Origin of the sequence: Massilia alkalitolerans DSM 17462, assembly GCF_000427785.1 — a bacterium.
Lineage (GTDB): Bacteria > Pseudomonadota > Gammaproteobacteria > Burkholderiales > Burkholderiaceae_D > Telluria > Telluria alkalitolerans.
In genome coordinates this window covers 37,667-64,277 of record NZ_ATYR01000013.1, presented here as the reverse complement: position 1 = coordinate 64,277, position 26,611 = coordinate 37,667, and the positions used below count along the sequence as shown (strand labels likewise).

Here is a 26,611-nt window from a genome sequence, read left to right as displayed (position 1 = left end):
ATCCATGCGGATACAATGCATGTCGTCGATGCAACACGGGCCATCGTCGCCAACCACCATGCTTCACCTGAAACAAAGTCCTCTCAAGCAGCTGGGCTACGTCGGTATCACCATCATTGCGTTTCTCTGCCTGAACTGGATCAACGAGCTCCTGTTCATCGGGTTGGAGCAAAGCAGTGGCGTCAACTGGGTCTTCCTCCCTGCGGGCATCCGGCTGCTGGCGACGCTGCTGTTCGGGTTCGCCGGCTTCGTCGGCCTGCTGCTGGCGGGCCTCTATCTCAACTTCTACCATTTCGCTTTCACGGATGAGGTCCGTGCGGTGTATGGCGCGGTGGCAGGGGCGGGCGGTCCCTACCTTGCCTATCTCTTCGCCAAGCACTGGTTCGAGCTGGGGCCGCGCCTGAAGAACCTGACGGCGCGGCGGTTGTTGTTTACCGGGGTCTTGTGCGGCGTCGTGAGCCCGGCCTTTCACCATGCGTTCATGTGGGTCCAGACCGGCGTGGTGGACTGGACCGCGCTGGTCGCGATGATGGTCGGGGACATTGTCGGCATCCTGGTCGTGCTTTACATTGCGAAGGGACTGATCACATTGACTGACCCGCGCGATGTCGAGTCGCAGCTGGACTAAAGAAGGCCTGACAAATCGTTCGGTATTCTTTAAGCAGATGAGGGGCGAGCGAAAGTAGTTGTGTGCGTCCGCTATCGACCCAAAGCAGACGATTGCAATGAGGACCGCTTCAGATCCCTCTGTCCTCTTGGGCAAAAGTTTTGCCTACCTGGTACGCTCCAGCGCTTTGCTTTCCGGTGACAGGTGTAGAACGAGAAGCCAACCAACGAAAGAAAGCTCGCGCTGTAGCCCTGTGAAGCACAGGAAGTACAGTACCCATTGCGAAAAATTGTAGGGGTGCTCGATACCAGCACTGCTTACAAAATGTAGCGTCAAGATTGCCGCTAGGGCACCAACTGGGAGGGCGAACCACCATTTTCGTTCAAGCTTGGACGTCATATTTACGTATCAAATTTGCGTTGGACTCGTCTGCGCGAGTCAAGGGGTTATGTCTGCTGTTGGCCGATAGCGGAACTAAAGTAGAGTCTGCTTACAACCCAGCACAGATATCGCAGACCTGACCAACGGCCCATCAAAAAACTTAGCCAGCCACTCCGACATCAATGTCGTTCCGGCGATAACTACGCCGTTTACAGCAAGCGAAACGTCAATGACTGTTTATCAGTTTACCTACGCACGGCCTGTCTCAGGAATGCGCTGGAGCCACTACGGCAGGATCAGGTCAATCTCGACCAAGGCCCTGCCTTTCGCCACATAGCCGAGCTTGGCGGCGGCCACGTACGATAGATCGATAATCCTGTCGGAGAGGAAGGGACCGCGGTCGTTCACGCGAACGATTAGCGATCGACCGTTCTCGACGTTGGTAACCCTGACATAAGAGGGGATGGGAAGCGTCGGATGCGCAGCCGTGAGCTTCATCACGTCGTAGAGTTCACCACTTGCCGTCGGCAATCGGTGGTAACGGGTTCCGTACCAGCTTGCCACCCCACGCGCACGGTAGGGCATTAACTTGGTCATCGGCCGGTAGCTGTTTCCCATGACAACATAAGGCTTGAGCGTACCGGAGACAAACCGTTCTGTCCTGGGTATTGGCTCCTTGACTGCATCAATCTGCGCCTGCGTTACGCCTTTTGGTGGGCCATCATTGAGGTAATAGCGCCCGCCAGCTTTCGTTGGCTGAACTTTTGGTGTCGAACAGGCTACAAGAGACAGCGCCAGCGCAGCGACCAGCCCTAGTCTTGAACAGATAGGTAAAATGCTTCTCATCCTTGACTTTCACATGTTTTTCATCGCGCCCGACGGTTCGCAGACTTGTCACTATCTCAGGCGCTCCGAGCGCTTGCCCTGCTAATCCAGCGGCACGCTACGGTAACGGTTGACGTCCGGCGCCGACACCGGCGCCGCCGCCGCCGCGTTGCCCCAGCTGGCGCGCACATACGTCAAGACGGCCGCCACCTGCGCATCGTCCAGCTCGTGGCTATAGGGCGGCATGCCATAAGGGCGCGGATTGCCGGCGGTGCCGGGCGGAAAGCCGCCATGCAGCACCATCCGGATCGCGTTCACGGCCGGGGTGAGCGTCACCGCGCGGTTGCCGGCCAGCGGCGGATAGGCCGGGGCCTTGCCCTTGCCGTCGGCTCCATGGCAGTCCACGCAATACTTGCCGTACAGGCGGCGTCCCTCGGCCAGCAGCGGCTCGCTGGCACGCTCGCCGCTGTCTGCTGGTTTGGTGTCGGAGGCGGGGAGCGATTTCAGATAAGTCGCCATCGCGCCCAGGTCGGAGCCGTTCAGGTGCTGCAGGCTGCGCGCCACCACTTCGGCCATCGGCCCGGTGGCTGAGCCGCGCGGCGATATGCCGGTGGCAAGCAGGGCGACGATGTGTTCCTTGTCCCAGTCGCCCAGGCCCGCCTCGCTGCTTGCGGTGAGCGAGGGGGCGTACCAGCCGATGGTCGGAATCAGGCCGCCCGAGAGCGTGCTGCCGGCGGCGCCCAGCCGGTTGCGCGTGCTGTGGCATGCGCTGCAGTGGCCCAGGCCCTCGACCAGGTAGGCGCCGCGGTTCCATTCGGCGCCGCGGGTGGGCTGCGGCGTGAACACGGCCGGGCGGAAGTACAGCAGGCGCCAGCCCGCCAGCAGCGCCTGCTGGTCGTAGGGGAAGTCCAGTTCGTGCGGCTGGTTCGGGCGGCGCTGCGGCGCCAGGCTCCGGAAGTAGGCGAACATGGCATCCGAATCCGTGCGCGAGACCCGGGTGTAGTTGGTGTACGGGAAGGCCGGGTAGAGCAGGCGGCCGTCGCGCGACTTCCCGTTGTGCAGGGCATTCCAGAAGTCGTCGGCGGACCATTGGCCAATGCCGGTCTCGCGGTCCGGCGTGAGGTTGGGACCATACAGGCGGCCGAAGGGCGTGTCGAGCGCGCGCCCGCCCGCATACTCCGCACCGCCGCGTGCGGTGTGGCAGGCCACGCAGTCGCCGGCGCGCGCCAGGTAGGCGCCGCGCGCGATGTTCTCGGGCGTGGCCGCCCAGGCTGCGGGCGAGGCCGAGGGGATGAATTCCTCGCGCGGCCAGGCCAGCGCCACGACGACGACGGCAACCAGCGCCAGGACCAGGGCATAGCGTTTCATGGCGCCTCCGGGGCGCTGCCGCAGGCCAGCGGCAGGGGACGCGCGATCGCGGCCGCCGGGCGCGGGTCGGCGGGTGTGGGCTGGGCCGCGAGCCAGTGCGAGACGGCGTTCACGTCTTCCAGCGTCAATCTGGCCGTGATTTCGGCCATGCAATCCGGCGCATGGGCGCGGCGCGCCTTGTTGCGCCAGGCCCCGAATTGCGCGTTGACGTAGTCGCGCGGCAGGCCGAGCAGGCCAGGGATCGTCGGTTCGACGCCGGTCAGGCGCTGGCCGTGGCAGGCCACGCAGGCCGGCAGCTTGCGCGCGCTGTCGCCCTGCATGACCAATTGGCGTCCACGCTCGAGCAGCTGGGCCGGCATGCTGGATGCCTCGGCGGCGTGCGCCGCGGGCGGCTGCGCCGCGAAATGGCCGGCGATCTCGCGCAGGTAGGCGTCGGGCAGGTGGTCCACCAGGTAGGTCATGAGCGGATACTGGCGCCGGCCGTCGCGGAAATTGAGCATCTGGTTGTACAGGTAGCCGGCCGGCTTGCCGCTGATGCGCGGGAAGTAGCTGTCGTTCACGGGATTGCCGCGCGCGTCGATGCGCGCATGGCAGGAGGCGCAGGCCAGCAGGCGCTGGGCCAGGGTGTCCGGCACCTGGGCGGGCGGGCTGGCCTGCGGCGCGGCGTGGAGCGCGCCCGCGGACAGGATCAGGACTGCGAACAGCATGCGGCGTCGACTCATGGATGAACTCGGCAGTAGCAATGCCGGCATGATAACGCGGATAGGGTGCCGATGGGCATTGATACCATCGTAGGGTGGTCGGCTCTGCCGACCGCGCGTTCGACTCCCGGATGCGCTGTGGCGGATCATGCCGGCGCTGAACGCGCGCACGGCACAGCCGTGCACCCTACGTCAGGAAGCGCGGCGCGGCGGTAGGCTGGTGTCGTCGGCGGGCGGATTGGCGAGCCAGTGGCGGTATAGGCGCAGCGCCACGTGGGCGTCGTCGGCCGCGTACAGGACTTGCTTGTCGCTCAGTTGGGGCAGGGCCCAGTTGGTAGTGGTGATGCGGCGCGACTTCTGCAGGCGCTGGCCGAAGAAGCGCGCCACGGCGGTCTTGGCGCCGAGCGTGTTGCGTTCGCCGCGCCGGCGCATGGCCGTGGCCAGGTCCAGCACCTCGTGCGCGTCGATGCCGAGCTTGCTGCGCAGGCGTCTCAGGTCGTCGCCCAGCCCGAAGCCGACCTTCAGGATGCTGCTTGACTCGAGCACGGGCTTGAGCACTTCCAGCGCCGTTTGTGCGCTGGCGGCGCTGCCGATCTGGAACAGGTAGGCGATGTCGTCGGTGGCAAGCTGCACCAGGTGCGGTCCGGTCGAGACCTCGCCCTTGGAAAAGGTGGGCTTGGATTCGGTGTCGAAGCCGATGACATCGGCCTGCGACAGCGCCGCCAGCGCGGCCGCCGCCTCGACCGGCGTGCGCACGATGCGCACGTCCGTCAGGCGGATGCCTTCGTAGGGCGGCAGCAGTTCGTCGGACTCTGCGACGCTCGGCCCGGACATCAGTTGCGCGAGAACTTGGCCGCGAGGGCGTTGAGCTTTTCCTGGCGCTGGCGGTTCGCCTCTTCGGCCGCGGCGGCGTCGCGCTCGGCCTTCTTGCGCTCGGCTTCCTTCTTGAAGCGCTCCTGCAGCTGTTCCTTGGCGTGCTGGCGGTGGGTGTCGGTGACTTCGGCGCCCGGGCTGCCATCGAGGTTGTAGCGGACCTTGGCCTTTTCCATGGCGCGCAGGTAGCGCATCGAGCCGGTATGGATGCCGAGCGCGGCGCGCATCGCCTTGCGGTTCAGGTCCGGCATCTGCGCCAGCAACTGCTTGTCGATGCCGATCGCCAGCGGCAGGCAGTCGCGGAAGGCCGGGAACTCCTGTTGCAGCTGCTTGAGCAACGCGCGGGCCGACGGGGCCGGGGCAGCGCCGGCAGGGGCGGCGGCCGGCGCTTCTGCGCCAGGCGCGTCGCCGGCAGTGCTGTCCTGTGCCGGCGCCGGGGTGGACGTGTCCACGGATGGCGGCGTGTCGGGCGTGGCAGAAGCGGTGGTGTCGACGGTCTCGGCAGCGGTAGTGGTATTCATTGACTTCATTGTAAGAACGGGAAAGCGAAGGATAGCACGGCGCCCGTACGCCGGTGCGGGCCGTATTGTACTTGTTCCATTAATCTTGAGAATTTGATTGAAGATGCGATGCGGGTGGACAGGCGTGCTGCCGTGAAATCGTGTATGATCCGCCCCTTGCCTTGCGCACGGCTTGCGCCGGCGCAGATGGGCCGGAGGACCCGGCGAAGCGTCCGTGTCATATTCAGTTTGGTGATATCCCTTATCGGATATTTCAATTATCACCAATTCTTGCAATGCGGCATAATATCGCCTTCCTCCTGTTCTTCACTGAACATGAGATGCAAGCCCGTTTCATCCGACGGGCTTTTTTTCGTTCCGACATGCACACCGTGATTTTAAACACCGTTTACTTCTCCCCAGCCCGCCGCCATCCCGCCAGGAGTGCAGGCCGCCCCGGGGAAACCGTGCTTGAAGTCCGCGTGTCCGCCCTCAGCTAGGGCCATCCCGCTTCCAAACCCACACCGGACCCGACCGCGGGTCCCGCTGACATTGATTCGCAGGCAGCCGCATGCCTCGACTGGAGAGAGTTTTACTATGAAAAACACCGCCAAGACACTGACACTGACCGCCAAGAAAGCGCCCGCCAAGGCTACGGCACAGCTGGCAGTGCCGAAAACCGCGACCTCCTACTTCCTCGAGACGGAAGCGGCGGCCAAGGTGACGGTGGTGAAGACCCGCTCGCGCCTGGCCTCGGCCAAGGCCGCGCTGGAAGCGGAGCAGGCGCCTGGCGAAGTGGAAGCCGCGGCGAACGAAGCCGTGCTGGACACCCCGGCCGTCGCCGAACCGGTGGCGGAAGTTGTCGAAGCGGTCGCCGAAGCCGCGCCGGCCGCACCGGTTGCACAGGCCGAGGCTGCTCCGGCCGCCGAGCCGGCGCCGTTCGAAGACTACACGGCCGCCGTGCCGAACACCGCGGCGACTGTGGTCGTGCGCAAGCGCGGCTCGAAGCTGGCCGCTTTGAAAGCCGCCGCTGCCGAAGAAGCGCCGCAGGCGGCGGCCGAGGCCGCGCCCGCAGCAGCGGCAGCACCTGCCGCGCCGGTCGCGGAAGAAGCCCCGGCCGCGCCGAAGGTCGTGCGCACCCGTACCCGCCGCACCGACGCCAACGCACTGCCGGCGCCGGCAGCCGCGAGCACCGCCGTGGGCGCCGTCAGCGCCACCACCGACGCCGCCGCACTGGCCGCGATCGACACCTCGGGCTACCTGCTGCCGCAGGTGAAGGTCCCGGGCCGCCGCGGCCGCAAGCCGAGCGAGTTCGTGCCGGAGAACGACGAAGTCGCGGCACTGAACGCGGTCGAGCGCGCCGAAATGAAGGCCGCCTCCAAGCTGCGCGAGCGCAAGGCCAAGGGCCTGGCCGGCATGCTGGGCGGCGAAAGCGGCTTCTCGGAAGCGGAACTGGAAAAGCGCCGCCAGCAGATCAAGAACCTGATCAACATGGGCAAGGAGCGCGGCTACCTGACCCACGCCCAGATCAATGACCAGCTGCCGGAAAACATCGTCGATCCGGAAGCGATCGAAGGCATCATCGCGACCTTCAACGACATGGGCATCGCGATCTACGAGCGCGCCCCGGAAGCCGAAATGATGCTGCTGTCGGATAACGTGCCGACCGCCACCAGCGACGACGAAGTGGAAGCGGCCGCCGCGACCGCGCTGTCGACCGTCGACTCGGACTTCGGCCGCACCACCGACCCGGTGCGCATGTACATGCGTGAAATGGGCGCGGTGTCGCTGCTGACGCGCGAAGGCGAGATCGAGATCGCCAAGCGTATCGAGGACGGCCTGAAGGACATGGTGCAGGCGATCTCGGCTTGCCCGACCACGATCTCGGAGATCATCGCGCTGTCGCACAAGATCGCATCCGACGAGATGAAGATCGACGACGTGGTGGACGGCTTCGTCGACCTGAACGATGCCGCGCCTGCGCCCGCCGCCGCGCCGTCACGCGCCGGCGACGACGAGGAAGAAGAAGAGGAAGTCGAGGAAGAGGAAGAAGAAGGCGCCGCCGGCGGCGGTGCGGCCGGCTATTCGACCGAGCAACTGGCGCAGCTGCGCAAGAGCGCGCTCGAGAAGTTCGCCCTGATCGAGAAGCAGTTCGACCGCATGGGCCACGCCTTCAAGACGGTCGGCTATGGTTCGGACGAGTACGAAGAAGCCCAGGCCATCATCTCGAACGAGCTGCTGGGCATCCGCTTCACCGCCAAGATCGTGGAAAAGCTGTGCGACACCCTGCGCGGCCAGATGGACGAAGTGCGTTCGATCGAGCGCGCCGTGCTGGACATCTGCGTGAACCGCTGCGGCATGCCGCGCGCCCACTTCATCAAGGTCTTCCCGGGCAACGAGACCGACCTGGCATGGGGCGACCGCGAAGTCGACTGCGCCTACCCATACAGCGCGGTGCTGAGCCGCAATCTGCCGGCGATCAAGGAGCTGCAGCAGCGCATGATCGACCTGCAGGCGCGCGTGGCGCTGCCGCTGGCCGACCTGCGCCGCATCAACAAGCAGATGGCGGCGGGCGAGAAGCGTGCCCGCCAGGCCAAGCGCGAAATGACCGTGGCCAACCTGCGCCTGGTGATCTCGATCGCCAAGAAATACATCAACCGCGGCCTGCAATTCCTCGACCTGATTCAGGAAGGCAACATCGGCCTGCTGAAGGCAGTGGACAAGTTCGAGTACCGGCGCGGTTATAAATTCTCGACCTACGCGACCTGGTGGATCCGCCAGGCCATCACGCGTTCGATCGCGGACATGGCCCGTACCATCCGCGTGCCGGTGCACATGATCGAGACCATCAACAAGATGAACCGCATCTCGCGCCAGATCATGCAGGAAACCGGCAGCGAGCCGGACCTGCCGACCCTGGCGGCCAAGATGGAAATGCCGGAGAACAAGGTTCGCGAGATCATGAAGATCGCGAAGGAACCGATTTCGATGGAAACCCCGATGGGCGAGGACGGCGATTCGCAGCTGGGCGACTTCATCGAGGACAACACCACCCTGGCGCCGCTGGACGCCGCGCTGCACGCGTCGATGCGCAACGTGATCAAGGAAGTGCTGGACTCGCTGACCCCGCGCGAAGCCAAGGTGCTGCGCATGCGCTACGGCGTCGAGATGTCGAACGACCACACGCTGGAAGAAGTGGGCAAGCAGTTCGACGTCACCCGCGAGCGTATCCGCCAGATCGAAGCCAAGGCAATGAGCAAGCTGCGCCAGCCGTCGCGTTCGGACAAGCTGAAGACCTTCCTACACAACCAGTAATTTTTACCAACTGGTAAAAATGCCGCTCAGTTGATGGCTGAGCGGCATTTTTTTCGCTTGTGCGTCGCAACTTGCGCGCTTGCGTTATGGTGCAGCCATGCGCCCATCCGCCATTCTTGCCGCCGCTGCCGGCCTCGTCCTGACACTGGGCGCGGCAGGCGTGCGCGCCCAGGATGTCATCGAAAGCGGCCGGCCCGACTTCGTCGAGTCGAGCACGGTCGTGGGCAAGGGCCGTTTCCAGCTCGAAGCCGGCCTGCAGTACGAGCGCGAGCGCAGCGGGGCAGGGCGCGAGCGCATCCTGTCCACGCCCACCGTGCTGCGTTTCGGCGTCGCCGACACGCTTGAACTGCGCGTCGAGACCGAAGGGCGCATGAACCGGCATCTGCGCGCGGACGGCGGGCGCAGCACCGATGCCGGCTATGGCGACACCACGCTGGCCCTGGGCTGGCACCTCGTGGATGCCGCCGCCGGCCGGCCCTCGGTCGGGCTGCTGGCTTCGGCAGAGTTCGACAGCGGCTCGCGCGCCTTCCGCGGCCAGGGCGTACGCCCCGCGTTGCGCGTCATCGGGGGAGTGGACGCTGCCGAACGGGATGGCGCTCGGCGTGATGCCGGGAATCGGTGTCGAACGCGAGGACGCTGGCGCAGGGCGCTATCGGTATGGCCTGTTCGGCATCGTGCTGGCGAAGAGCTTTGGCGAGCGCCTGCGCGGCATCGTCGAAGTGGCGCTGCCGCACATCGCCCGCGGCAAGCATGGCGGCACCGAGGCCAGCTTCGACCTCGGCGCCGCCTACCTCCTGTCGAACGACGTGCAGCTCGACGCGATGCTGTCGCGTGGACTCAACAGCCGCACGCCGGACGTCGCCTTCACGGTTGGCCTGTCGATACGGCGCTGAGTGCGCAAACGGCGCCATCCGAACAGGGCGGCGCCTGCCAGCAGCATGGCCTGGCTGGACGGCTCGGGCACGGGGCTGACCGGCGAGGTCCAGGCCTCCGCACCCAGCGAGAGTTGCAAGCTGCCCTGGCGTGCGGTGCCGTAGGGATTGCTGAAGTCGACCGTCAGCGTTCCCGTCTCGTCGAAGCCGGGCGCCAGGCCGGTCCCCGTTCCGGTCTGGCGGCGGAGGTTGATGGTGTCCGTATCGTTGTAGTTCAGGTAGTCGGCGACGCCGAAGGCCACCAGCAAGCCCAGGTACTCGGCATGCGTGCCCTGCGCCTCGACGCTGGCGCTGGCGCTCATGTCGACACTGAGCGAGACGCGGGTATTCGGCGACAGCCAGAACGCCAGCTGTTCAGCGGACACATTCGCCTGGGCGCTGGAGTAGGCGTTCGCCAGCGGGGCATTGCGCACTGACAGCGACAGCATCTGGCCGAGCGGATCCGGATGCGTATACGCAGCCGACAGCGAGACGTGCGCGCCAGGCGCGTAGTCGATCCGCGCAGGCTCGCGTGGCTCGGGATTCACATAACGGTTGTAGTGTTCGCCCCAGTTCCAGTCGGTGCTGGAAGCGTCGTAATAAACCGATGCGTAGCCATTGGACGCGCCCCAGCCCTGGCCCGGCAGGACCCATTCCAGCGATGGCGTGACCGCGTCGTTCGGATCGAGATCGATCAGTGTGAAGCGCAGGTTTCCCAGCGTTGCCTCGCCCTGCACGTCGGCCAGCGCCGGAGCGCTGGCGAGGGCGCCGGCAAGGGCCAGTGCCTGGAGTCGCGTAATGGTTTTCATGTTTCCTCACCTCTTGGTCAATGGGCCGGCCGGCGCGTCCTTTGCAGGCGCCGGCCAAGCAGGATTGCGCCGACGGGCAGCATGGCCCAGGACGCGGCTTCCGGCACCGCGCTGACCGGTGTCAGCCAGGCGGTGGCGCCCGCGCTGAACGACAGGAAGCCGTAGCGCTCCGCCCCGGTCGCATTGCTGAAGTCGACGCTGATGACGGCGGTGTCGTCCATGGCGAGCGGGGTGTCGAAATAGGTCCCGATGCCGAACAGCGCATAGTCGCCGGCCAGGTCGCTGGCGTCGTGGCCGCCGACCAGGAAGGTGGCGAAAGCTTCGAGATTCTGGAGATGGCTTGCGCTGGGCGTGGTGCTTCCGTTTACCGCCAGTTCGATACTGAAGCTTGCGCGCGTATTCGGCGAGAGCGTGAACTCGACATCGTCGGCGTACACCCTGCCGCTGCTCTGCGTTTCGACATTGCCGCCCGGCCCGAGCCGTGTGGACACCGACAAGACCTGCGTCTCCGGCGCCGGGGAGGGGTGGCCGAGCGTGGCGTCGACTGCGGCGTGGTCGCCATGGCTGTAGGCGAGCGAGGCAGGCATGCCGGGAACGGCCGTCACGTGCCGCGTCACGGACTCGCTCGACCCGGTGCTGAAGTTCTGGTAATGCAGGACGATGCGTCCAGGATCCGGCTCGCGGTACACCGTCGGCGGAACGCTGAAGACCAGCGAAGGCGTCACCGCGTCGGTCAGGTCGAGGTCGAACAGGCTGACGCGCAAGTTGCCGACCGTCGCATGGGCCTGTACGTCCGCCATTGCCTGGCCGCTCATGACCGCGCCGGCAACTGCCAGCGCACGCATTCCATTCCGGATCGCCATCGCCGCCTCCTGGCAAAGTGGTGTCCTCATCCTAGCATCGCCGGGCCGCCGTTCCGCATCCGGCCGCGCCAGTTTCGCTGCGGCCGTGGCTGCCACGCGACTCATGCATGGCAGTTATGCCGCCTGTTCCGAATTTCATTGGTTGTCAAAATTGCTCGCGCGTACTCTGTTTCGCGGATGGCAACACATCGGCGCGTGGAGAGGCGCCGGGGACCGCCACCAGCGCTCCCCTGGTGCGTTCACCTCAACCTGCAAAAAAAGACAATATGAAAAAACTTTTGCTTGCAGCGGCAGCCGCCATGCTCGTCGCTTCCATTTCCCACGCCGATGCACAGACCGTTTCACCCAAGCGCGAGATGCGCGGCGTGTGGATCAGCACCCACATCAGCCTGGACTGGCCCAGCCGTCTCGATACGCCGGCCCAGCAGCAGGCCAAGCTCAAGGCCATCCTGGACCACAACAAGGCGACCGGCATGAATGCCGCCTTCCTGCAGGTGCGCAGCCAGTCCGACGCGATGTACCCGAGCGAGCTGGAACCCTGGTCCTACTACCTGACCAACCAGCAGGGCCGCACGCCCAGCCCGGCCTGGGACCCGCTGCAGTTCGCGATCGACGAGACCCGCAAGCGCGGCATGGAATTCCATGCCTGGATCAATCCCTACCGCGCGGTGGCCACGGCGTCCAACCAGAACAACACGGCGATGTACGCGCCGAACCACGTGTCGCTCGCCCATCCGGAATGGCTGCTCACGGTCGGCACCGTGAAGATCCTGAACCCGGGCCTGCCCGCGGTGCGCGACCACGTCGTGAACGTCATCATGGACATCGTCAACCGCTACGACGTGGACGGCATCCACTTCGACGACTACTTCTACCCGAACGGCACCACCGGCGACGACGCGGCGTATCACGCCGATCCGCGCGGCTTCCCGGATACCCCAGCCGGCCGGGCCGACTGGCGCCGCGACAACATCGACATCCTGATCGCGCGCGTGAACGACAGCATCCGCGCCGTCAAGCCCTGGGTGAAGTTCGGCATCTCGCCGTCCGGCATCTACCGCAGCAGCACCGACCCGGCCGTGGGGTCCCCGACCAGCGCCGGCGCCCTGCAGCACTACACCCACATGTTTGCCGACACCCGCAAGTGGATCCGCGAGGGCTGGGTGGACTACCTGGCGCCGCAGGTCTACTGGTACATTGGCCAGGCCGGCTCGGACTACAAGCTCCTGGTGCCGTGGTGGAACGACAACGCCTACGAACGCCACATGTACATCGGCCTGGCCGACTACAAGATGAACACGGCCGGCTGGCTCGATCCGAACCAGATCAACAACCAGATCGCGCTGAACCGCGCGTCGGCCAACATCTCGGGCCAGGTCCACTTCCGCCACCAGTTCCTGCAGAACGACCCGCTGGGCTACCGCACTTCGCTGATGAACAGCATCTATGCGCGTCCGGCACTGCTGCCGACCATGGCCTGGAAAGGCACGGCGGCGCCCGCCGCACCGGCAGGACTGGCCGCCAGCGTGGGCGACGACAACGCGGTCAACCTGGCCTGGGCGTCGGCGGCGGACAGCGCCGACGAACTCGAGAAGACCCGCAAGTACGCCATCTACCGCTCGCCGGATCGCGAGATGGACCTGGACAACCCGGCCAACCTGCTGGGCGTGACCGACACCGCCACCAATGCCTTCGCCGACAAGGGCGTCGCGCCGGGCCAGTATTACTACTACACGGTGACGGCGCTGAACCGCCTGAGCACCGAGAGCGCGCGCGCCGGCGCCGTCAGCAACGACTTCGAGGCGCCGGTCGTGCGCACCCGCGAGGTCTCGGTCACGCTCGCGAACGGCACCGTCTCGATCGCCGCGAGCGAGATCGATGGCGGCACGAGCGACAACTGGGGCGTGGAGTCCTTGACGGCCTCGCGCACCAGCTTCTCGTGCTCGGACATCGGCGCGCAGAAGGTGGTGCTGAGCGCCGTCGACAAGGGCGGCAACAGCGCCAGCGCGGAAGGCCTGGTGCAGGTGCTGGGCCACGTGCCGCAGCCGTCGATCAGCGTGACCCCGGGCGCAGGGGAAGCCACCGGCCTGCCGGCGAACACGATCGCGCTGGGCTACGGTCCGCAGAGCGTGAGCTTGACTGCGAGCGATGCGGCCGGCGCGTCGACCTTTACCTGGAGCCCGGCCGGCGGGCTGTCGACCGCCAGCGGCGCGGTGACCAGCTTCGCGCCGAGCGCCGCGGGCAGCTACAGCTTCACGGCGCAAGCAAGCAGCCCGGAAAGCTGCTTCGCGCAGGCCAGCACCACGGTCAAGGTGATCGATGCGCGCTGCGGCGAGGGCAAGGTGATGGTGTGTAACAAGACAGGCAGCGCGGGCAATCCAGGGGCGCAGGTGTGCGTGTCGCCGAATGCGGTGCCGGCGTTCCTGAAGAAGGGCAGTGTGTTGGGGATGTGTGCGGGCTAAGGTCGCGCGCTTCCACCAGTATCAGATGATCCGTCATCCCGGCGTAGGCCGGGATCCAATGTCGCTCCGCAGCCACTAGCGTACAACGCTAGCGAAACGCATCGAACTTGGGCCCCGGCCTGCGCCGGGGCGACGGTCTTGAGGGTGGTGGTCGGAATGGGCAGTACCGGTCCTCAACCAGTATTGCGCAAGCCCGCAGCCACCCCATTGATGGACAAGTGAATCCCGCGGTGCACCCGCGGATCCGCATTGTCCCCCAGCTTGCGCCGGCGATGGATCAGCTCCACCTGCAGGTGGTTCAGCGGATCGAGGTAGGCGAAGCGGTTCTGGATCGAGCGTGCCAGCAGCGGGTTGCCCGCCAGCCGTTCGCTCACCCCCGTCACGGATTCCAGGCGGCGCAGCGTCTCCCCATGCTCGGCGGTGATGCGGCGGAAGATGCGTTCGCGCAGCTCCACGTCCGCCACCAGCCCGGCATAGCGCGAGGCGATCGCCAGGTCGGTTTTGGCCAGCACCATGTCCATGTTCGACAGCAGGGTCGCGAAGAAGGGCCAGCCTGCATACATCTCCTGCAGCAGCGCCAGGCGTTCTTCACGCACACCCGGCTCGCCGTCCGCCAGCCAGCCGCTCACCGCCGTGCCGAAGCCGTACCAGCCCGGCAGCAGCAGGCGGCACTGTCCCCAGGAGAAGCCCCAGGGAATCGCCCGCAGGTCTTCGATGCGGCGGGTCGACTTGCGCGAGGCGGGACGGGAACCGAGGTTCAGTTCCGCGATCTCGGCGATCGGGGTGGCGCTGAAGAAGTAGTCGGTGAAGCCCGGGGTCTCGTACACCAGGTTGCGGTAGGCGCGATAGGCGCGTTCGGACAGCTCGGCCATCACGGCCTCGTAGCGCGCCAATCTGGCGTTGTTCACCTCGTCCGCCGGGTGCGGCACCAGGCTCGCTTCCAGCGTGGCGGCCACCAGCAGTTCCAGGTTGCGCCGGCCGATCTCGGGATTCGAGAACTTGGAGGCAATGATCTCGCCCTGTTCGGTGAGCCTGATCTGGCCGTTGACGGTGCCGGGCGGCTGGGCGCGGATCGCGTCGTAGCTCGGGCCGCCGCCGCGGCCCACGGTGCCGCCGCGGCCGTGGAACAGGCGCAGCTTGACGCCTTTGGCGGCGAACACGTCGACCAGCTTGAGCTCGGCCTGGTACAGCTCCCAGTTCGAGGTCAGGAAGCCGCCGTCCTTGTTCGAGTCCGAATAGCCGAGCATGACTTCCTGCAGGCGGCCCTGTTGTTCGATGACGCCGGCCACCAGCGGGATCGACATCCACTCGTCCATGATGCCGCTGGCGCGCTGCAGGTCGGGGATGGTTTCGAACAGCGGGATCACCATCACGTCGCTGGTGCCGCTGGATACCCGCATCAGGCCGGTCTCCTTCTGCAGCAGCAGCACTTCCAGCAGGTCGGACACGGTCTCGGTGTGCGAGATGATGTAGTTGCGGATCGCGCGGCTGCCGTAGCGCTGGCGGATGTCGCGCGCCGCGCGCAGGATCGCCAGCTCGGAATTGGTCTCGTCCGAATAGCTCTCGTAGGGCGAATACAGGGGGCGCGGCTGCGCCAGTTCGCGCAGCAGCAGTTCGACCTTCCGTTCTTCGCTCAGGCCAGCGTAGTCGGCTTCGGCTCCCGCGCGCGTAAATAGTTCGGCCAGCACGCGCTCGTGCACGTCCGAACTCTGGCGCATGTCGAGCGAGGCCAGGTGGAAGCCGAAGATGCGCGCGGCGCGCTTGAGGCTAGAGAGGCGCGGCTCGACCAGCACGGCGCCATGGTTGGCGCGCAGCGAATCGGCCAGCACCTCGAGGTCGGCCGCGAACAAAGCGGCGTCGAGGTAGGGCGGGGCTTCGCCGACTTCCTTGCGCAGGATGTGGTCGACGCCCAGTTCGCGCGCGGTGGCGGCCAGGCGCGCGTAGATGCCGATCAGGGCGCGGCGGTAGGGCTCGTCGCTGCGGTGCGGGGAGTTGTCGACCGAGGCGTCGGCCAGCGCCTGCATCTGCGGCGTCACCGGCACCATCAGGGTCGAGGTGGACAGCTCGGCGCCGAGGGCGTGCACTTCGTCCAGGTAGAAGTCGAGGATGGTGGTCGACTGGCGCACCAGCGCATGGCGCATGGTGTCGGCATTCACGTTCGGGTTGCCGTCGCGGTCGCCGCCGATCCAGCTGCCCATCTGCAGGTACTGCGATTCGCCCAGCCTGGCTTCGCCGCCGTAGTAAGACGCGATCTCGTCCTCGATGTCGTCGTACAGGCCCGGCACTTCGCGCAGGAAGGTGATGCGGTAGTAGGACAGCGCGTTGTCGATCTCGTCGGCCACGGTCAGCTTGGAGTAGCGCAGCATGCGGGTCTGCCACAGGGTGGCGATGCGCGCCTGCAGCAGCTGGGTGTTGCGATTCAGTTCCTTCGGCGTCAGGCCGCGGTCGCGATCGGCCAGCAGGCGCGCGATGTCGTGCTCGGCGTCGAGGATGCTCTTGCGCTGCACTTCGGTCGGGTGCGCGGTGAGCACCGGCGCGATCAGGGCGTCCTTGAAGAAGTCTTCGACGACTTCCCGCGGCACGCCGGCGTCGCGTAGCTTGCCGAGCGCATGGCCGACGCTGCCCTGGCGCGGCGCGGCGCCGCGCATCAGGTGGGCGCGGCGGCGGCGGATGTGGTGCTGGTCCTCGGCGATGTTGGCCAGGTGCGAGAAGTAGGAGAAGGCGCGCACCACCGAAATGGTCTGGTCGCGCGTGAGCCGGTGCAGCAGGGTGGTGAGTTCCTCGCCGGCCACCGGGTCGGCGTCGCGGCGGAAACGCACCGCCGTCTGGCGAATGGTCTCGACCACCTCGAACACGGCTTCGCCTTCCTGTTCGCGCAGCACGTCGCCGAGCAGGCGGCCGAGCAGGCGGATGTCTTCTTTCAATGGCGCGTCCTTGTCCAGGGCGGGCTGTACGGCAGGGTTGTCTAGTGCAGCAGGGTTTTCCATATCGACCACAAATGAATTGTTAGTGCCATGGCGGTTGGCCATCGTCTGCAGGAGGCCCCATGCTAAAATTTGTGATCTTGAGCAAGGGCCGTTAACCGGCATCGTCCTGGTAGGCTAGATGACAGTGAAAGAATCCGTGTTGAAAGCAAATGAATCGGCGCAGGAAGCGCCTGCGAAGCTGACGCCTCAAAAGCTCATTATCGCATCCCGCGAGAGCCGCCTGGCCATGTGGCAGGCGGAACATGTGCGTGCCCGACTCGCCGCATTATATCCGCAGTGCAGCGTTGAAATTCTCGGAATGACAACACGCGGCGACCAGATCCTCGACCGGACGCTCTCCAAGGTAGGCGGCAAGGGCCTGTTCGTCAAGGAGCTGGAGGTGGCGATGGCCGAAGGCCGCGCCGACCTGGCCGTGCACTCGCTCAAGGACGTGCCGATGGAACTGCCGGAAGGCTTCGAGCTGGCTGCCGTGCTCGAGCGCGAAGACCCGCGCGACGCCTTCGTGTCGAACGACTTCGCCGGCCTGGCCGAACTGCCGGCAGGCAGCATCGTCGGCACCAGCAGCCTGCGCCGCCAGGCCCTGATCGCCGCGCGCTACCCGCAACTCGTCATCAAGCCGCTGCGCGGCAACCTCGACACCCGCCTGGCCAAGCTGGACCGCGGCGAATATGCCGCCATCATCCTGGCGGCGGCCGGCCTGAAGCGCCTCGGCCTGCCCCAGCGCATCCGCGCGCTCCTGGAACCCGAAGACAGCCTGCCGGCGGCCGGGCAGGGCGCGATGGCGATCGAGATCGTCAGCAGCGCGCGCAGCGACGGCGTCGACCTGCGCGCTCTCCTGGCGCCGCTGAACCACGAGGCCACCGCGCGCGCCGTGACGGCCGAGCGCAAGGTGTCGAAGATCTTCGGCGGTAGCTGCCAGATTCCGCTGGCCGCCTTCGCGACCGTTAGCGGCAGCGCCATGCGCCTGCGTGCGATGGTGGCAACGCCGGACGGCCAGCGCACCGCGCATGCCGAAGTGGCGGGCTCCTGGGAGCATCCGGAATTCCTCGGCGAACAGGTGGCGATCCTGCTGGAAGACCAGGATGCGCATGCAATCCTGGAAGCGTGCAAGCAGGAGGCGGCGCAGGAGACGGCCGCCGAAGCGTCGCCGGCGCCAAGCCAGGGCGGCTGACACATGCCTGATCGGGCCGTCGTCATCACCCGGCCGCGCGCCCAGGCGCAGCCGCTGGCCCAGGCCGTGTGCGCGCTCGGGCGCCGGGCCGTGGTGTTGCCGCTGCTCGAGATCGCGCCGCTCGACGATACCGCGCCGCTGCGCGCGGCGCTGGCCGGGCTGCAGTCCTGTGCGATGGTCGTGTTCGTCTCGCCGAATGCGGTGGATGCCGCGTTTGCCCACCTGGACGGCTGGCCGGCCGGCGTGCCGATCGGCGTGGTGGGAGAGGGCAGCCGCGCGGCGCTGGCCCGCCATGGGGTCACGGACGAGAACGCCACCATCCATTGCCCGCCGGATCCGGCCAACAGCGATTCGGAACACCTGCTGGCCAGCCTCGACCTGTCGGCCTTCGCCGGTCGCCGCGTGTTGATCGTGCGCGGCGAAAGCGGGCGCGAACTGATGGCCGACACCCTGCGCGCGACCGGGGCGCAGGTCGCCCCGGTCGCCGCCTACCGCCGCAGCGTGCCGCCCTTGAGCGCGGCGCTGGCGGCCGAGCTGGACGCCTTGCTGGCAGCGCCAAACGACTGGATAATCACGAGTTCGGAAGCCTTGCGCGGCCTGGCGGGGCTGGTGCAGGAGCTCGATCCCGCTACGGGGCTGACCCGCTTGCAGGCGCAGCACCTGATCGTTCCCCATGCACGGATAGCGGAGACGGCGCGCGCGCTCGGATGCGATCGGATCACCCTCACGGGTTCTGGCGACGCACGCTTACTTGCCGCGATACAATCTCAAGAATGAACGAACAACAAAATAATCCAGAACACATCCCGCCTGGCAGCGTCACGCTGCAGAAGGCGCCGGCGCCCGCGTCGAGGGGGGAGGGACTGCTCCAGGCGCTGCAGCGCCCCCTGCCGGCGGCGGTCGCCATCCTGGCCCTGCTGCTGGCGGTGCAGACCTGGACCTCGCACAGCCGCATCAACACCCTGCGCCGCGACATGGCGCAAAGCCTGCAGAAAGGCAACGCCGTGAATGCCGAAACCGCGGCGCTGGCGCGCGAGGTCTCGGATACGGCCAAGGAGCTGCAGATCAAGGTTGGCGTGCTGGAAAGCCGCCAGTCCGAGGCCCAGACCCAGCAGCTGGCGCTCGAGCAGCTCTACCAGGACCTGTCGAAGAACCGCGACGAATGGGCGCTGTCCGAGGTCGAGCAGGTGCTGAACACCGCCAGCCAGCAGCTGCAGCTGGCCGGCAACGTGCAGGGCGCCCTGATCGCGTTGCAGAATGCCGACCGTTCGCTGGGCCGTTCGGACAAGCCGCAGTTCCTGAACATCCGCCGCGCCATCGGCGCCGACATCGAGCGCCTGAAGGCGATGCCGGCGGTCGACCTGGCCGGCGTCGCGCTGCGCCTGGACAACGTCATCGCCCAGGTCGACACGCTGCCGATGCTGTCCGACGAAAGGCCGCTGCTGCCGGCGGCCCCGGTGCGCGGCACCCGAAAGCAAGCTGGCAACAGTGTTGCCAACGGCGCTGCCGAAGCCGCGCCGGACAAGCTGAGCCTGGGCCAGCGCATGATCCAGACCTGGCGCAACTGGAGCCAGGAGATGTGGGACGACGTGCGCCAGCTGGTGCGCGTGCGCAGCGTCGACACGCCGGAAGCGCTGATGCTCTCGCCCACCGAATCCTTCTTCGTGCGCGAAAACCTCAAGCTGCGCCTGCTGAACGCGCGCCTGGCCCTGTTGTCGCGCAACGAGGCGACCTTCCGCGACGACCTGGCTGGCAGCCAGGAAATCCTGCTCAAGTATTTCGACACCCGCGCCCGCGCCACCCAGTCGGCGCAAGCCGCGCTGCGCCAGGTGCAGGCGAACAACCTGACGATCGAGATGCCGACGTTGTCCGAGAGCCTGAACGCGGTGCGCAACTACAAGGCGAAGCAATAAGATGCGGCTCCTCCTCTGGTTAGTCGCCCTGATGGCCGCGGCCATCGGCATCGCCGTGACGGCACGCTTCAACCCGGGCAACGTGGTGCTGTTCTACCCGCCGCACCGGCTGGACATGTCGCTCAACCTGTTCGTCGTGCTGCTGGTGCTGCTGTTCCTGACCTTCTATGGCCTGGTGCGGGCGCTGAAATCCACCCTCAAGATGCCGCAGCGCGTGGCCGCCTACCGCCAGCGCAAGCGCGAGCGCGAAGGCAACAAGGGCTTGCGCGACGCGCTCAAGGCCCTGTTCGAAGGCCGCTTCGGCCACGCCGAGAAAGCCGCCATGCGCGCCGCCGAGCTCCCCGAGAACGCCGGCCTGGCGGCCCTGATCGGTGCCAGGGCCGCGCACCGCATGCGCGAACCGGGCAGGCGCGACGCCTGGCTGGCCGGCATCGTCCACGACAACACGCTCAAGACCGCGCGCCTGATGACGGTGACCGAGCTGCTGGTCGACGACCACCAGCCGGAAGCCGCGCTCGAGGCGGTCGCCGAACTCAACGCCAGCGGTCAGCGTCACATCCACGCGCTGCAATGGTCGATGAAGGCCCACCAGCAGGCGCGCAACTGGCCGGAAGTGCTGCGCCTGGTGCGCGTCCTCGACAAGCGCAAGGCCCTGCATCCAGCGCTGTCGACGCGGCTGCGCGAGCTGGCCTATGAGGCCCTGCTATCCGAGCGCAACGTCGATGCGGAAGCGATCCGCCGCCTCTGGGCCGGCGTACCGGTGGCGGAGCGCACCCTGCCCACGGTCGCGGCGCGCGCCGCCAATGTCTTCAATGCCTGCGGCCTGCACGACGAGGCGCGCCAGATTGCCGAAGAGGCGCTCAAGGCCAACTGGGACGACTGTGTGGTGCGCGCCTACCGCGAAGCGGCCGGCCCCAGCGGCTCGCCCTCGTTGCTGGCCCAGATCGAGCACTGTGAGGCCTGGCTCAAGGAACGTCCGCGGGACGCCGAGCTGGCCCTGACCCTCGGCGCCTTATGTCTGAAGCAGAAGCTGTGGGGCAAGGCGCAGCGCTACCTGGAGCAGGCGCTGTCGGACGCCCTCGATGCGGCGATGGTGCGCGAGGCGCACCTCAAGCTGGCCCAGATGCACGAGGCGCTGGGTCAGGAGGGGGAAGCGGCGCACCATTACCGGCAATGTGCGCTGGCCAGCATCCTCTGACGCCGGGTCGTCGGCGGATGCGCGCCGCCACCGGACGCGCCATCCGCTTGCCGCTTTCGCTATAATGACGCACCTTATTAAAACTTCAGCAAGCAAGGAATTCCATGAGCCTGAATAACGTCCCAGCCGGCAAAGACGTGCCGAACGACTTCAACGTCATCATCGAGATCCCGATGAACGCCGACCCGGTCAAGTACGAGGTCGACAAGGACAGCGGCGCCATCTTCGTCGACCGCTTCATGGGTACCGCCATGCACTATCCGTGCAACTACGGCTACGTGCCGCAGACCATCGCCGACGACGGCGACCCATGCGACGTGCTCGTGATCACCCCGTTCCCGCTGCCGCCGGGCGTGGTGGTGCGCTGCCGCGCGCTGGGCGTGCTGAAGATGACCGATGACGGCGGCGGCGACGCCAAGGTCATCGCCGTGCCGGTCGAGAAGGTCCTGCCGATGTACAAGAAGATCCAGAAGCTGGAAGACCTGGAAGAACTGCGCCTGCAGCAGATTCAGCACTTCTTCGAGCACTACAAGGACCTCGAGCCGGGCAAGTGGGTCAAGATCGAAGGCTGGGCCGATGCGGAAGCCGCCAAGGCCGAGATCACCAGCGGCGTCGAAGCGTTCAAGCGCAAGGGCCAGGAATAAGCATCGGTGCATGACGCGCCGCGTGCACGCACGCAGCGGGTCTTGCAAGCGATAAAAGCCGGCGTCCCTCACGGGATGCCGGCTTTTTTATTACCAGCCGCGCATTACCAGCCGCGCATTACCAGCCGCGCATTACCAGCCGATATCGCGCAGCAGCGGGAAGGTCAGGTCGTACGGCGGTCTGACCACGTGCCGCAGGTCGGCGTTGATCGAGGGCTCCATCAGCTGGTTCGGCTTGGCTTCGGTGGTGTAGTGCGACACCGAGGACCCCGGCTGGTTGATGCTGGGGCTGTACATCAGGATGCGCCGTTGCCGGTCGGTGCCCGCCAGCCGGGTGGGGTCGATGCCGAAGGTGGCGATCACGCCCGACATCGTCCGCGAGCGCTGCTGCAGCGCGGCCTTGATGGCGACGCCATCGGACAAGGTGATGCGCAGCGACGGGATCCTGATGCTCGGGTCGGCGCCGCTCAGGCCGATGACGTCACCCGGGACATTGTCCACCACCAGCATGCCGATCGCGCCGACCGCCTGCACGTTACCCGCCTTGGTGACGAAATCGCAGCTGCCGCGGTCCACCAGGGCGATGTTGTTGCGCACGGCCAGGGCATTGTTGAAGCTGAGCGGCGTGCAGGCCAGCCCGGTGCCGTTTGGCTGGTCGACCACCGGCATCAGCTGGCCGCTCACGGCGCGGGCGCCCACCGGCGGACCGAAGGACGCATCGCCGACGTAGTAATCACCCCTGGCGGCCCCGGCGTTCGCGCCGCCGATGTTCAGGTTGCTGCGTGGCGCCAGCACGCGCGGCACCGCGGCGGTGACGTTCGGGCCGTTCCAGGACAGGCCGCGCCAGGTGATGGCGGAGATGCGGCGCTGCTCGTCGGTCATGGCCACCCACGGCATATTGTTGCGGTTGTTCACCAGGTAGTAGTCCCAGATCGAGGGGATGCCGAAGAACAGCTCGCCCGTTTCGTCGTCGGTGAAGGTCTGGAAGCCGAGCCCGTGCGCCATTTCGTGCAGCAGCACCGTGACCAGGTCGATCTGGCCGTTGGCACGTCGGTCCAGGCCCAGGTAGAAGGGCGAGCCGGGCAGGCAATCGGGGAACAGGCCGAGGCGCGAGTTGAAGCGCGCAATGATGTGCGGGTCTTCCGGCGCGGTCAGGTCTGCGCCGGCCAGCTTGCTGGCCAGCGCCGCCGGATACCAGGTGTTGGCGCGCGGCGCGTTCGGGAAATCGGTCCAGATCTCGGCGGCGCCGGCGGAACCGAGCACCGCGCCGCTGGCCGTGCAGGACAGCGGCACGAAGGCGGCGCCGATGCGGATCGTCACGGTGCTGTCGAGTGTGGCGCCCCAGATGCTTGCTGCGCGCTGGAAGGCGATCAGGCGCTGTGCGCCCAGCGTGGTGCCGGTGTTGCCGCCGACGGGTGCGGCCGGCGTCGGGTCGTTGAAGCCTTCGCCGGGCGCGTTCAGGTTGACGATGACGATGGTGGCGGCCGCCTGCGCGGCGCCGATGCCGCCGAGCATGACGGCAAAGGTGGCGGCAAGCGCGCAGGCCAGCGTGGCGGCGAAACTGCGGAGGTGGGCGGTGAACTTGGCAGCTTTCATTGGCGATGCTCCTCTTGCTTGGCGGCGCCGTGCTTGTGCGCGCCGTGGACCGCATGGTCGGCGGCATGCGCGCCGTGCACGCATTGCTCCTCGAGCTTGCCGTCGGCGCCGCGGGTGACGACCGAATACACCATGCCGCGTTCGCCGAGCTGGACCGAGCGGCGTCCGCCGGGGCCGGTGACCATCTTCGGCGCGGGCGCGGCCACGCCCGCCGCCGAGGCGTTGGTGCGTGGGTGCAGGGCGCGCGCCTCGTCCGCGGTGGGGGCGCGCAGTTCGCCGGTGTCGGCGTCGCGCACGACCACCATGCCCTGCTGGGCTGGCGCCGCCTGGGATTCGGTTTGCTGGGCGCAGGCGGGGAGGGCCAGCGCGGCAAGCGGCAGGAAGCACATCAATTTATGGATGAACATGGCATTCTCCTCAAACGGTGGGGGGCGCCTCTTTGATGGATGGCGCTGGCGCCCGCCTGCGCAGGCGCCGGGCATGCGCCCCGACGGCGCCGAGGCCCGCCAGCAGCATCAGGTAGGTCGACGGCTCCGGCACGGCGGTGACCACCTTGACGGTGTCGAGCCCGATGTAGGAAAGCGTCTCGGCATTACCGAGGTAGCGGAAAGCGAAGCGTCCTTCTCCTTGGACATCGAGGCTCGTCGTCCATTGCGCCCACTGCGTGGGAAAACTGTTCTCGCCGCCGATGGTCAGGAGCAGGGTGTCGAAGCCGTCGGCGCTGGTGTTGCCGCCGTAGCTGAAGCGCACCTCGAGCTGGTCGAAGAAGCCGGGATCGGGCGCGCGGTTGGTGAAGAAGGACAGGGTGGTCAGGCCGTTCAGCGACAGGGTCGGGGTGATCAGCCAGTTGTCCACGAGGCCGAGGCCGTTGGCGGCGCTCAGGTAATTGACGCCGGCATAGGAGCCGGCTGCGCCCGATTGTGCGGAAAAAATGCTGGTATTGCCCTGGAACCATGCGTTCCCGGGTGGCGTACTGCGGTTGATCTGCGCCCAGTCGGACAGGCCGGCCACGCTGCCGAAGCCTTCGTCGAGGACGACAAGGCCGGCGGCATGGCCCGGCAGTGGCGCCCACGTGGCCGCCGCGACGAGCGCCGCGCCGACGAGTGAGGTAAGTCGCTTCATGATTCCCCTTTCGTACTGAGCCAGAAAGATAATGGTGGTCCACGCGCGCTGGCTGACGGCGAGCCCATGGTTGTCTTTATGGTATGGGCAGGGCGACGAGCAAGCTTGATGTTCATTCAATGCGGGTAGACCAGGACACGGCCCGGCTCAAGGGCGGGAGGGGAACTAAATCGGGGAAAAGAAAACGGCCTCCGCAAGGGAGGCCGTGAGGTGCTGCCGAGAAATGAAAGTGGGGCTAGCTGGGTCGCCGCGCCAGGAAACTGCGCAACCTCAGCTTGCCGACGATCCCGATCGGGAAGAAATAGATCGACAGGATGAACAGTACGCCGAGCCACAGCATCCAGCGATCCGGATGCAGCAGCGCCGCCAGCATCGGCACGCCGGCCAGCGCTTCCGAACCCGCGCCCATCAGTCCCTGCAGGTAGTTCTGCGCGATGATGAACAGGGCCGCGCCCACCACCGCGCCGTACATCGTGCCCATGCCGCCGATGACGACGATCAGGAGGATGTCGGTCATCACCTTGAAGCCGAGCGAAGTGTCCGGGCCCACGTAGCGCAGCCACAGGGCCATCAGCGCGCCGGCCAGCGCCGCCACCAGCGCCGCCAGGCAGTTGGCCCAGATGCGGTAGGTCATGGTGCGGTAGCCCAGCGCCTCGGCGCGGAACTCGTTCTCGCGGATCGCCTGCAATACCCGGCCGAACGGCGAATTTACCAGGCGCAGCAGGAACAGGAACAGCAGCAGGCAGCCGAAGAACACCAGGTAGTAGGTGAGCAGCTTGCCGTCGATGGAGCGCCCGAAGACCTCGTTCTCCATCAGCGTGAAACCGGGCGTGAGCACTTCGGGCACGCTGAAGGTGATGCCATCCTCGCCGCCGGTGAAGTCCGACAGCTGCGAGGCCAGCACCGCGAACGAGGAAGCGACGGCCAGCGTGATCATGGCGTAGAAGATGGCGCGCACGCGCAGGGCGAACAGGCCGACCACCAGGGCCAGCGCCAGCGCCAGCAGCAGGGCGATGCCGAGGCCGGTCAGCGCCGCGCTCCAGGTCGGCTCGTCCACGCGCGCCAGCCCGAGGCCGATCCCGTAGGCGCCGATGCCGTAGAACATGGTGTGGGCGAAAGAAACGATGCCCGTGTAGCCCAGCAGCAGGTCGTAGGACGCCACCAGCACGATGTAGACGCAGATCGTGGCGGCGGTGTTGAGCGGACGCGCGCCCGAGAAGAGGAAGGGCGCGAAGGCCAGTCCCAGCAGGATCAGGAGCAGCACCGCGGACAGCAGGCGGCTGCGCGGCATGTCGGCGGATAAAAGTCGGTGCAGCATGTTCATCAACCCCGCATCTTCGAGTACAGGCCGGCCGGACGCCACAGCAGGATCGCGATCATCAGGATGATGTTCGAGACCAGCGCGACCTTGGGCGCCAGGAAACCGGCGTAGTTGGTAACCAGCGCCATGAGCAGGGCGCCGATGAAGCAGCCGCCCACGGAACCGAGGCCGCCGATGATGATGACGATGAAGATCAGGACCATCATCTCGCCGCCCATCGCGGCAGTCAGCGTCTCCTTGTACAGGCCCCACAGCACGCCGCCCATGCCGGCGAGCGCCGAGCCGGCTGCGAACACGATCACGAACAGGCGCTTGATGCGGTAGCCGAGCGCTTCGACCATCTCGCCGTTCTCGACGCCGGCGCGGATCAGGAGGCCGATCTTGCTGCGGTTCAGGGTCAGGAACATGCCGACGAAGACCAGCAGGCCGATCACGACAGCCACCAGGCGGTATTTCTCGATCGCCGCGTCGCCCAGGAAGATGGCGCCGCGCAGCGCGGTCGGCAGCGGCAGGGCGATGGTCTCGGCGCCCCAGATCACGTGGATCAGCTGCTCGGCCACGATCATGCCGCCCATGGTGATCAGGATCTGCTTCAGGTGCTGGCCGTAGACCGGCATGATGATCACCCGCTCGAAGGCCCACCCTAATAATGCGGTGACGATCATCGACACCGTGATGGCCAGCGCCAGCACGCCGAGGTTGATCAGGAGCGAGTCCATTTCGAGCCAGCCCTGCATCGGCAGCAGCACCGTGGTGGCAGCGAAGGCGCCGACCGACACGAAGGCGCCGTGGCCGAAGTTCAGCACGCTCATCAGGCCGAACACGAGGGTCAGGCCGCTCGCCATGATGAAGATCATCATGCCCATCGCCAGGCCGGCGACGGTCAGGGTGACCCAGGTGGGGAAGCTGCCGACCAGGGGCAGCATGGCGAGCATCAGGACCGGCACCAGCAGCAGCGGCGCGATGTCGCGCGGGGCCTTCGGCAAGGGCGTGTTGCTCGGCTGCGGCGTGTCCTTGCTGGCAATGGGAAGAGTTGCACTCATG

General features: G+C 66.7%; 22 protein-coding genes and 1 pseudogene. 10 read left to right on the top strand and 13 right to left on the bottom strand.

The genetic code is table 11. The features are described from left to right. The first annotated feature begins 19 nt into the window (after positions 1–19). Positions 20–628: a hypothetical protein gene (locus YWC_RS29465; protein ID WP_156923683.1), complete on the top strand. Its 609-nt coding sequence runs from the start codon at positions 20–22 to the stop codon at positions 626–628. 645 nt (positions 629–1,273) lie between these two features. On the opposite strand, the gene YWC_RS34110 is transcribed toward YWC_RS29465, so the two are convergent. The 5 genes from YWC_RS34110 to YWC_RS0114645 all read right to left on the bottom strand — a co-directional run bounded on the left by YWC_RS34110 (position 1,274) and on the right by YWC_RS0114645 (position 5,207). Further along, the gene (locus tag YWC_RS34110) at positions 1,274–1,834 is read right to left on the bottom strand and encodes a septal ring lytic transglycosylase RlpA family protein (protein WP_051306471.1); all 561 of its coding nucleotides are present in this window, start codon (positions 1,832–1,834) and stop codon (positions 1,274–1,276) included. Between the two features lie 81 nt (positions 1,835–1,915). After that, entirely contained in the window at positions 1,916–3,181 is a 1,266-nt protein-coding gene (locus YWC_RS0114660; protein ID WP_027866057.1) for a c-type cytochrome, read from the bottom strand. Next, on the bottom strand, positions 3,178–3,903 hold the full coding sequence (locus YWC_RS0114655; protein ID WP_036214442.1) for a c-type cytochrome: 726 nt from the start codon (positions 3,901–3,903) through the stop codon (positions 3,178–3,180). The genes YWC_RS0114660 and YWC_RS0114655 overlap by 4 nt, the downstream gene beginning before the upstream one ends. Positions 3,904–4,074: 171 nt before the next feature. Continuing rightward, positions 4,075–4,716 (bottom strand): 3'-5' exonuclease, encoded by a 642-nt coding sequence (locus tag YWC_RS29460; RefSeq protein ID WP_036214439.1) that lies wholly within the window; start codon positions 4,714–4,716, stop codon positions 4,075–4,077. Then, complete coding sequence (locus YWC_RS0114645; protein WP_027866055.1) at positions 4,716–5,207, bottom strand: ProQ/FINO family protein; 492 nt, start codon at positions 5,205–5,207, stop codon at positions 4,716–4,718. Before YWC_RS0114645 ends, YWC_RS29460 begins: the two co-directional genes overlap by 1 nt. Before the next feature lie 645 nt (positions 5,208–5,852). Here YWC_RS0114645 and rpoD point away from each other — a divergent pair. The 3 genes and pseudogenes from rpoD (at position 5,853) to YWC_RS33775 (ending at position 9,463) form a co-directional block, all read left to right on the top strand. After that, positions 5,853–8,570 carry an RNA polymerase sigma factor RpoD gene (gene rpoD, locus YWC_RS0114640; protein ID WP_027866054.1) on the top strand — a complete coding sequence of 906 codons (2,718 nt, stop codon included), beginning with the start codon at positions 5,853–5,855 and terminating at the stop codon, positions 8,568–8,570. Between the two features lie 97 nt (positions 8,571–8,667). Then, positions 8,668–9,048: pseudogene (locus tag YWC_RS33780) on the top strand (transporter); the annotation flags it as partial. A gap of 112 nt (positions 9,049–9,160) precedes the next feature. Further along, complete coding sequence (locus tag YWC_RS33775) at positions 9,161–9,463, top strand: transporter (RefSeq protein WP_229413111.1); 303 nt, start codon at positions 9,161–9,163, stop codon at positions 9,461–9,463. Here the strand turns inward: YWC_RS33775 and YWC_RS0114630 are convergent. Next, a complete protein-coding gene (locus YWC_RS0114630; RefSeq protein ID WP_027866052.1) occupies positions 9,358–10,290 on the bottom strand; it encodes a PEP-CTERM sorting domain-containing protein in 933 nt (310 codons plus the stop codon). The genes YWC_RS33775 and YWC_RS0114630 overlap by 106 nt on opposite strands. 17 nt (positions 10,291–10,307) lie before the next feature. Further along, positions 10,308–11,153 (bottom strand): hypothetical protein, encoded by an 846-nt coding sequence (locus YWC_RS0114625; protein WP_027866051.1) that lies wholly within the window; start codon positions 11,151–11,153, stop codon positions 10,308–10,310. A 266-nt stretch (positions 11,154–11,419) separates the two neighbouring features. On the opposite strand from YWC_RS0114625, the gene YWC_RS29450 reads away from it, so the two are divergent. Then, positions 11,420–13,615, top strand: a complete 2,196-nt coding sequence (locus tag YWC_RS29450) for a family 10 glycosylhydrolase (protein WP_169728119.1) — start codon at positions 11,420–11,422, stop codon at positions 13,613–13,615. Between the two features lie 173 nt (positions 13,616–13,788). Here the strand turns inward: YWC_RS29450 and ppc are convergent, their stop codons facing one another. Further along, the gene (ppc, locus tag YWC_RS0114615) at positions 13,789–16,602 is read right to left on the bottom strand and encodes a phosphoenolpyruvate carboxylase (RefSeq protein WP_027866050.1); all 2,814 of its coding nucleotides are present in this window, start codon (positions 16,600–16,602) and stop codon (positions 13,789–13,791) included. Between the two features lie 178 nt (positions 16,603–16,780). Between ppc and hemC the strand changes: the two genes are divergently transcribed. From hemC to ppa, 5 genes are all read left to right on the top strand, one after another. After that, positions 16,781–17,773: a hydroxymethylbilane synthase gene (gene hemC / locus YWC_RS0114610; RefSeq protein WP_371846369.1), complete on the top strand. Its 993-nt coding sequence runs from the start codon at positions 16,781–16,783 to the stop codon at positions 17,771–17,773. 3 nt (positions 17,774–17,776) lie between these two features. Beyond that, complete coding sequence (locus YWC_RS0114605) at positions 17,777–18,550, top strand: uroporphyrinogen-III synthase (RefSeq protein ID WP_027866048.1); 774 nt, start codon at positions 17,777–17,779, stop codon at positions 18,548–18,550. After that, a complete protein-coding gene (locus YWC_RS0114600; RefSeq protein ID WP_027866047.1) occupies positions 18,547–19,686 on the top strand; it encodes a uroporphyrinogen-III C-methyltransferase in 1,140 nt (379 codons plus the stop codon). Before YWC_RS0114605 ends, YWC_RS0114600 begins: the two co-directional genes overlap by 4 nt. Before the next feature lies 1 nt (position 19,687). Further along, positions 19,688–20,884 carry a heme biosynthesis protein HemY gene (locus YWC_RS0114595; RefSeq protein ID WP_084416437.1) on the top strand — a complete coding sequence of 399 codons (1,197 nt, stop codon included), beginning with the start codon at positions 19,688–19,690 and terminating at the stop codon, positions 20,882–20,884. 104 nt (positions 20,885–20,988) lie between these two features. Further along, positions 20,989–21,528, top strand: a complete 540-nt coding sequence (gene ppa / locus YWC_RS0114590) for an inorganic diphosphatase (RefSeq protein WP_027866045.1) — start codon at positions 20,989–20,991, stop codon at positions 21,526–21,528. A gap of 132 nt (positions 21,529–21,660) precedes the next feature. Here ppa and YWC_RS0114585 read toward each other — a convergent pair whose 3' ends face one another. The 5 genes from YWC_RS0114585 to YWC_RS0114565 form a co-directional block, all read right to left on the bottom strand. Then, positions 21,661–23,124 (bottom strand): PA domain-containing protein, encoded by a 1,464-nt coding sequence (locus tag YWC_RS0114585; protein WP_084416436.1) that lies wholly within the window; start codon positions 23,122–23,124, stop codon positions 21,661–21,663. Further along, positions 23,121–23,531 carry a post-PEP-CTERM-1 domain-containing protein gene (locus tag YWC_RS0114580; RefSeq protein ID WP_027866043.1) on the bottom strand — a complete coding sequence of 137 codons (411 nt, stop codon included), beginning with the start codon at positions 23,529–23,531 and terminating at the stop codon, positions 23,121–23,123. Before YWC_RS0114580 ends, YWC_RS0114585 begins: the two co-directional genes overlap by 4 nt. Before the next feature lie 10 nt (positions 23,532–23,541). Then, positions 23,542–24,246: a choice-of-anchor J family PEP-CTERM protein gene (locus tag YWC_RS29445; protein ID WP_051306469.1), complete on the bottom strand. Its 705-nt coding sequence runs from the start codon at positions 24,244–24,246 to the stop codon at positions 23,542–23,544. Between the two features lie 235 nt (positions 24,247–24,481). After that, entirely contained in the window at positions 24,482–25,564 is a 1,083-nt protein-coding gene (locus tag YWC_RS0114570) for a branched-chain amino acid ABC transporter permease (RefSeq protein WP_036214477.1), read from the bottom strand. A 5-nt stretch (positions 25,565–25,569) separates the two neighbouring features. Continuing rightward, positions 25,570–26,610 (bottom strand): branched-chain amino acid ABC transporter permease, encoded by a 1,041-nt coding sequence (locus YWC_RS0114565; RefSeq protein WP_036214432.1) that lies wholly within the window; start codon positions 26,608–26,610, stop codon positions 25,570–25,572. Between the last annotated feature and the right edge of the window lies 1 nt (position 26,611).

Bases quoted from the DNA above. Each gene is read 5' to 3' on its own strand.
- YWC_RS29465 (WP_156923683.1), top strand. From the start codon at position 20: ATGTCGTCGATGCAACACGGGCCATCGTCGCCAACCACCATGCTTCAC.
- YWC_RS34110 (WP_051306471.1), bottom strand. From the start codon at position 1,834: ATGAGAAGCATTTTACCTATCTGTTCAAGACTAGGGCTGGTCGCTGCG.
- YWC_RS0114660 (WP_027866057.1), bottom strand. From the start codon at position 3,181: ATGAAACGCTATGCCCTGGTCCTGGCGCTGGTTGCCGTCGTCGTCGTG.
- YWC_RS0114655 (WP_036214442.1), bottom strand. From the start codon at position 3,903: ATGAGTCGACGCCGCATGCTGTTCGCAGTCCTGATCCTGTCCGCGGGC.
- YWC_RS29460 (WP_036214439.1), bottom strand. From the start codon at position 4,716: ATGTCCGGGCCGAGCGTCGCAGAGTCCGACGAACTGCTGCCGCCCTAC.
- rpoD (WP_027866054.1), top strand. From the start codon at position 5,853: ATGAAAAACACCGCCAAGACACTGACACTGACCGCCAAGAAAGCGCCC.
- YWC_RS33775 (WP_229413111.1), top strand. From the start codon at position 9,161: ATGGCGCTCGGCGTGATGCCGGGAATCGGTGTCGAACGCGAGGACGCT.
- YWC_RS0114630 (WP_027866052.1), bottom strand. From the start codon at position 10,290: ATGAAAACCATTACGCGACTCCAGGCACTGGCCCTTGCCGGCGCCCTC.
- YWC_RS0114625 (WP_027866051.1), bottom strand. From the start codon at position 11,153: ATGGCGATCCGGAATGGAATGCGTGCGCTGGCAGTTGCCGGCGCGGTC.
- YWC_RS29450 (WP_169728119.1), top strand. From the start codon at position 11,420: ATGAAAAAACTTTTGCTTGCAGCGGCAGCCGCCATGCTCGTCGCTTCC.
- ppc (WP_027866050.1), bottom strand. From the start codon at position 16,602: ATGGAAAACCCTGCTGCACTAGACAACCCTGCCGTACAGCCCGCCCTG.
- YWC_RS0114605 (WP_027866048.1), top strand. From the start codon at position 17,777: ATGCCTGATCGGGCCGTCGTCATCACCCGGCCGCGCGCCCAGGCGCAG.
- YWC_RS0114600 (WP_027866047.1), top strand. From the start codon at position 18,547: ATGAACGAACAACAAAATAATCCAGAACACATCCCGCCTGGCAGCGTC.
- YWC_RS0114595 (WP_084416437.1), top strand. From the start codon at position 19,688: ATGCGGCTCCTCCTCTGGTTAGTCGCCCTGATGGCCGCGGCCATCGGC.
- ppa (WP_027866045.1), top strand. From the start codon at position 20,989: ATGAGCCTGAATAACGTCCCAGCCGGCAAAGACGTGCCGAACGACTTC.
- YWC_RS0114585 (WP_084416436.1), bottom strand. From the start codon at position 23,124: ATGAAAGCTGCCAAGTTCACCGCCCACCTCCGCAGTTTCGCCGCCACG.
- YWC_RS0114580 (WP_027866043.1), bottom strand. From the start codon at position 23,531: ATGTTCATCCATAAATTGATGTGCTTCCTGCCGCTTGCCGCGCTGGCC.
- YWC_RS29445 (WP_051306469.1), bottom strand. From the start codon at position 24,246: ATGAAGCGACTTACCTCACTCGTCGGCGCGGCGCTCGTCGCGGCGGCC.
- YWC_RS0114570 (WP_036214477.1), bottom strand. From the start codon at position 25,564: ATGCTGCACCGACTTTTATCCGCCGACATGCCGCGCAGCCGCCTGCTG.
- YWC_RS0114565 (WP_036214432.1), bottom strand. From the start codon at position 26,610: ATGAGTGCAACTCTTCCCATTGCCAGCAAGGACACGCCGCAGCCGAGC.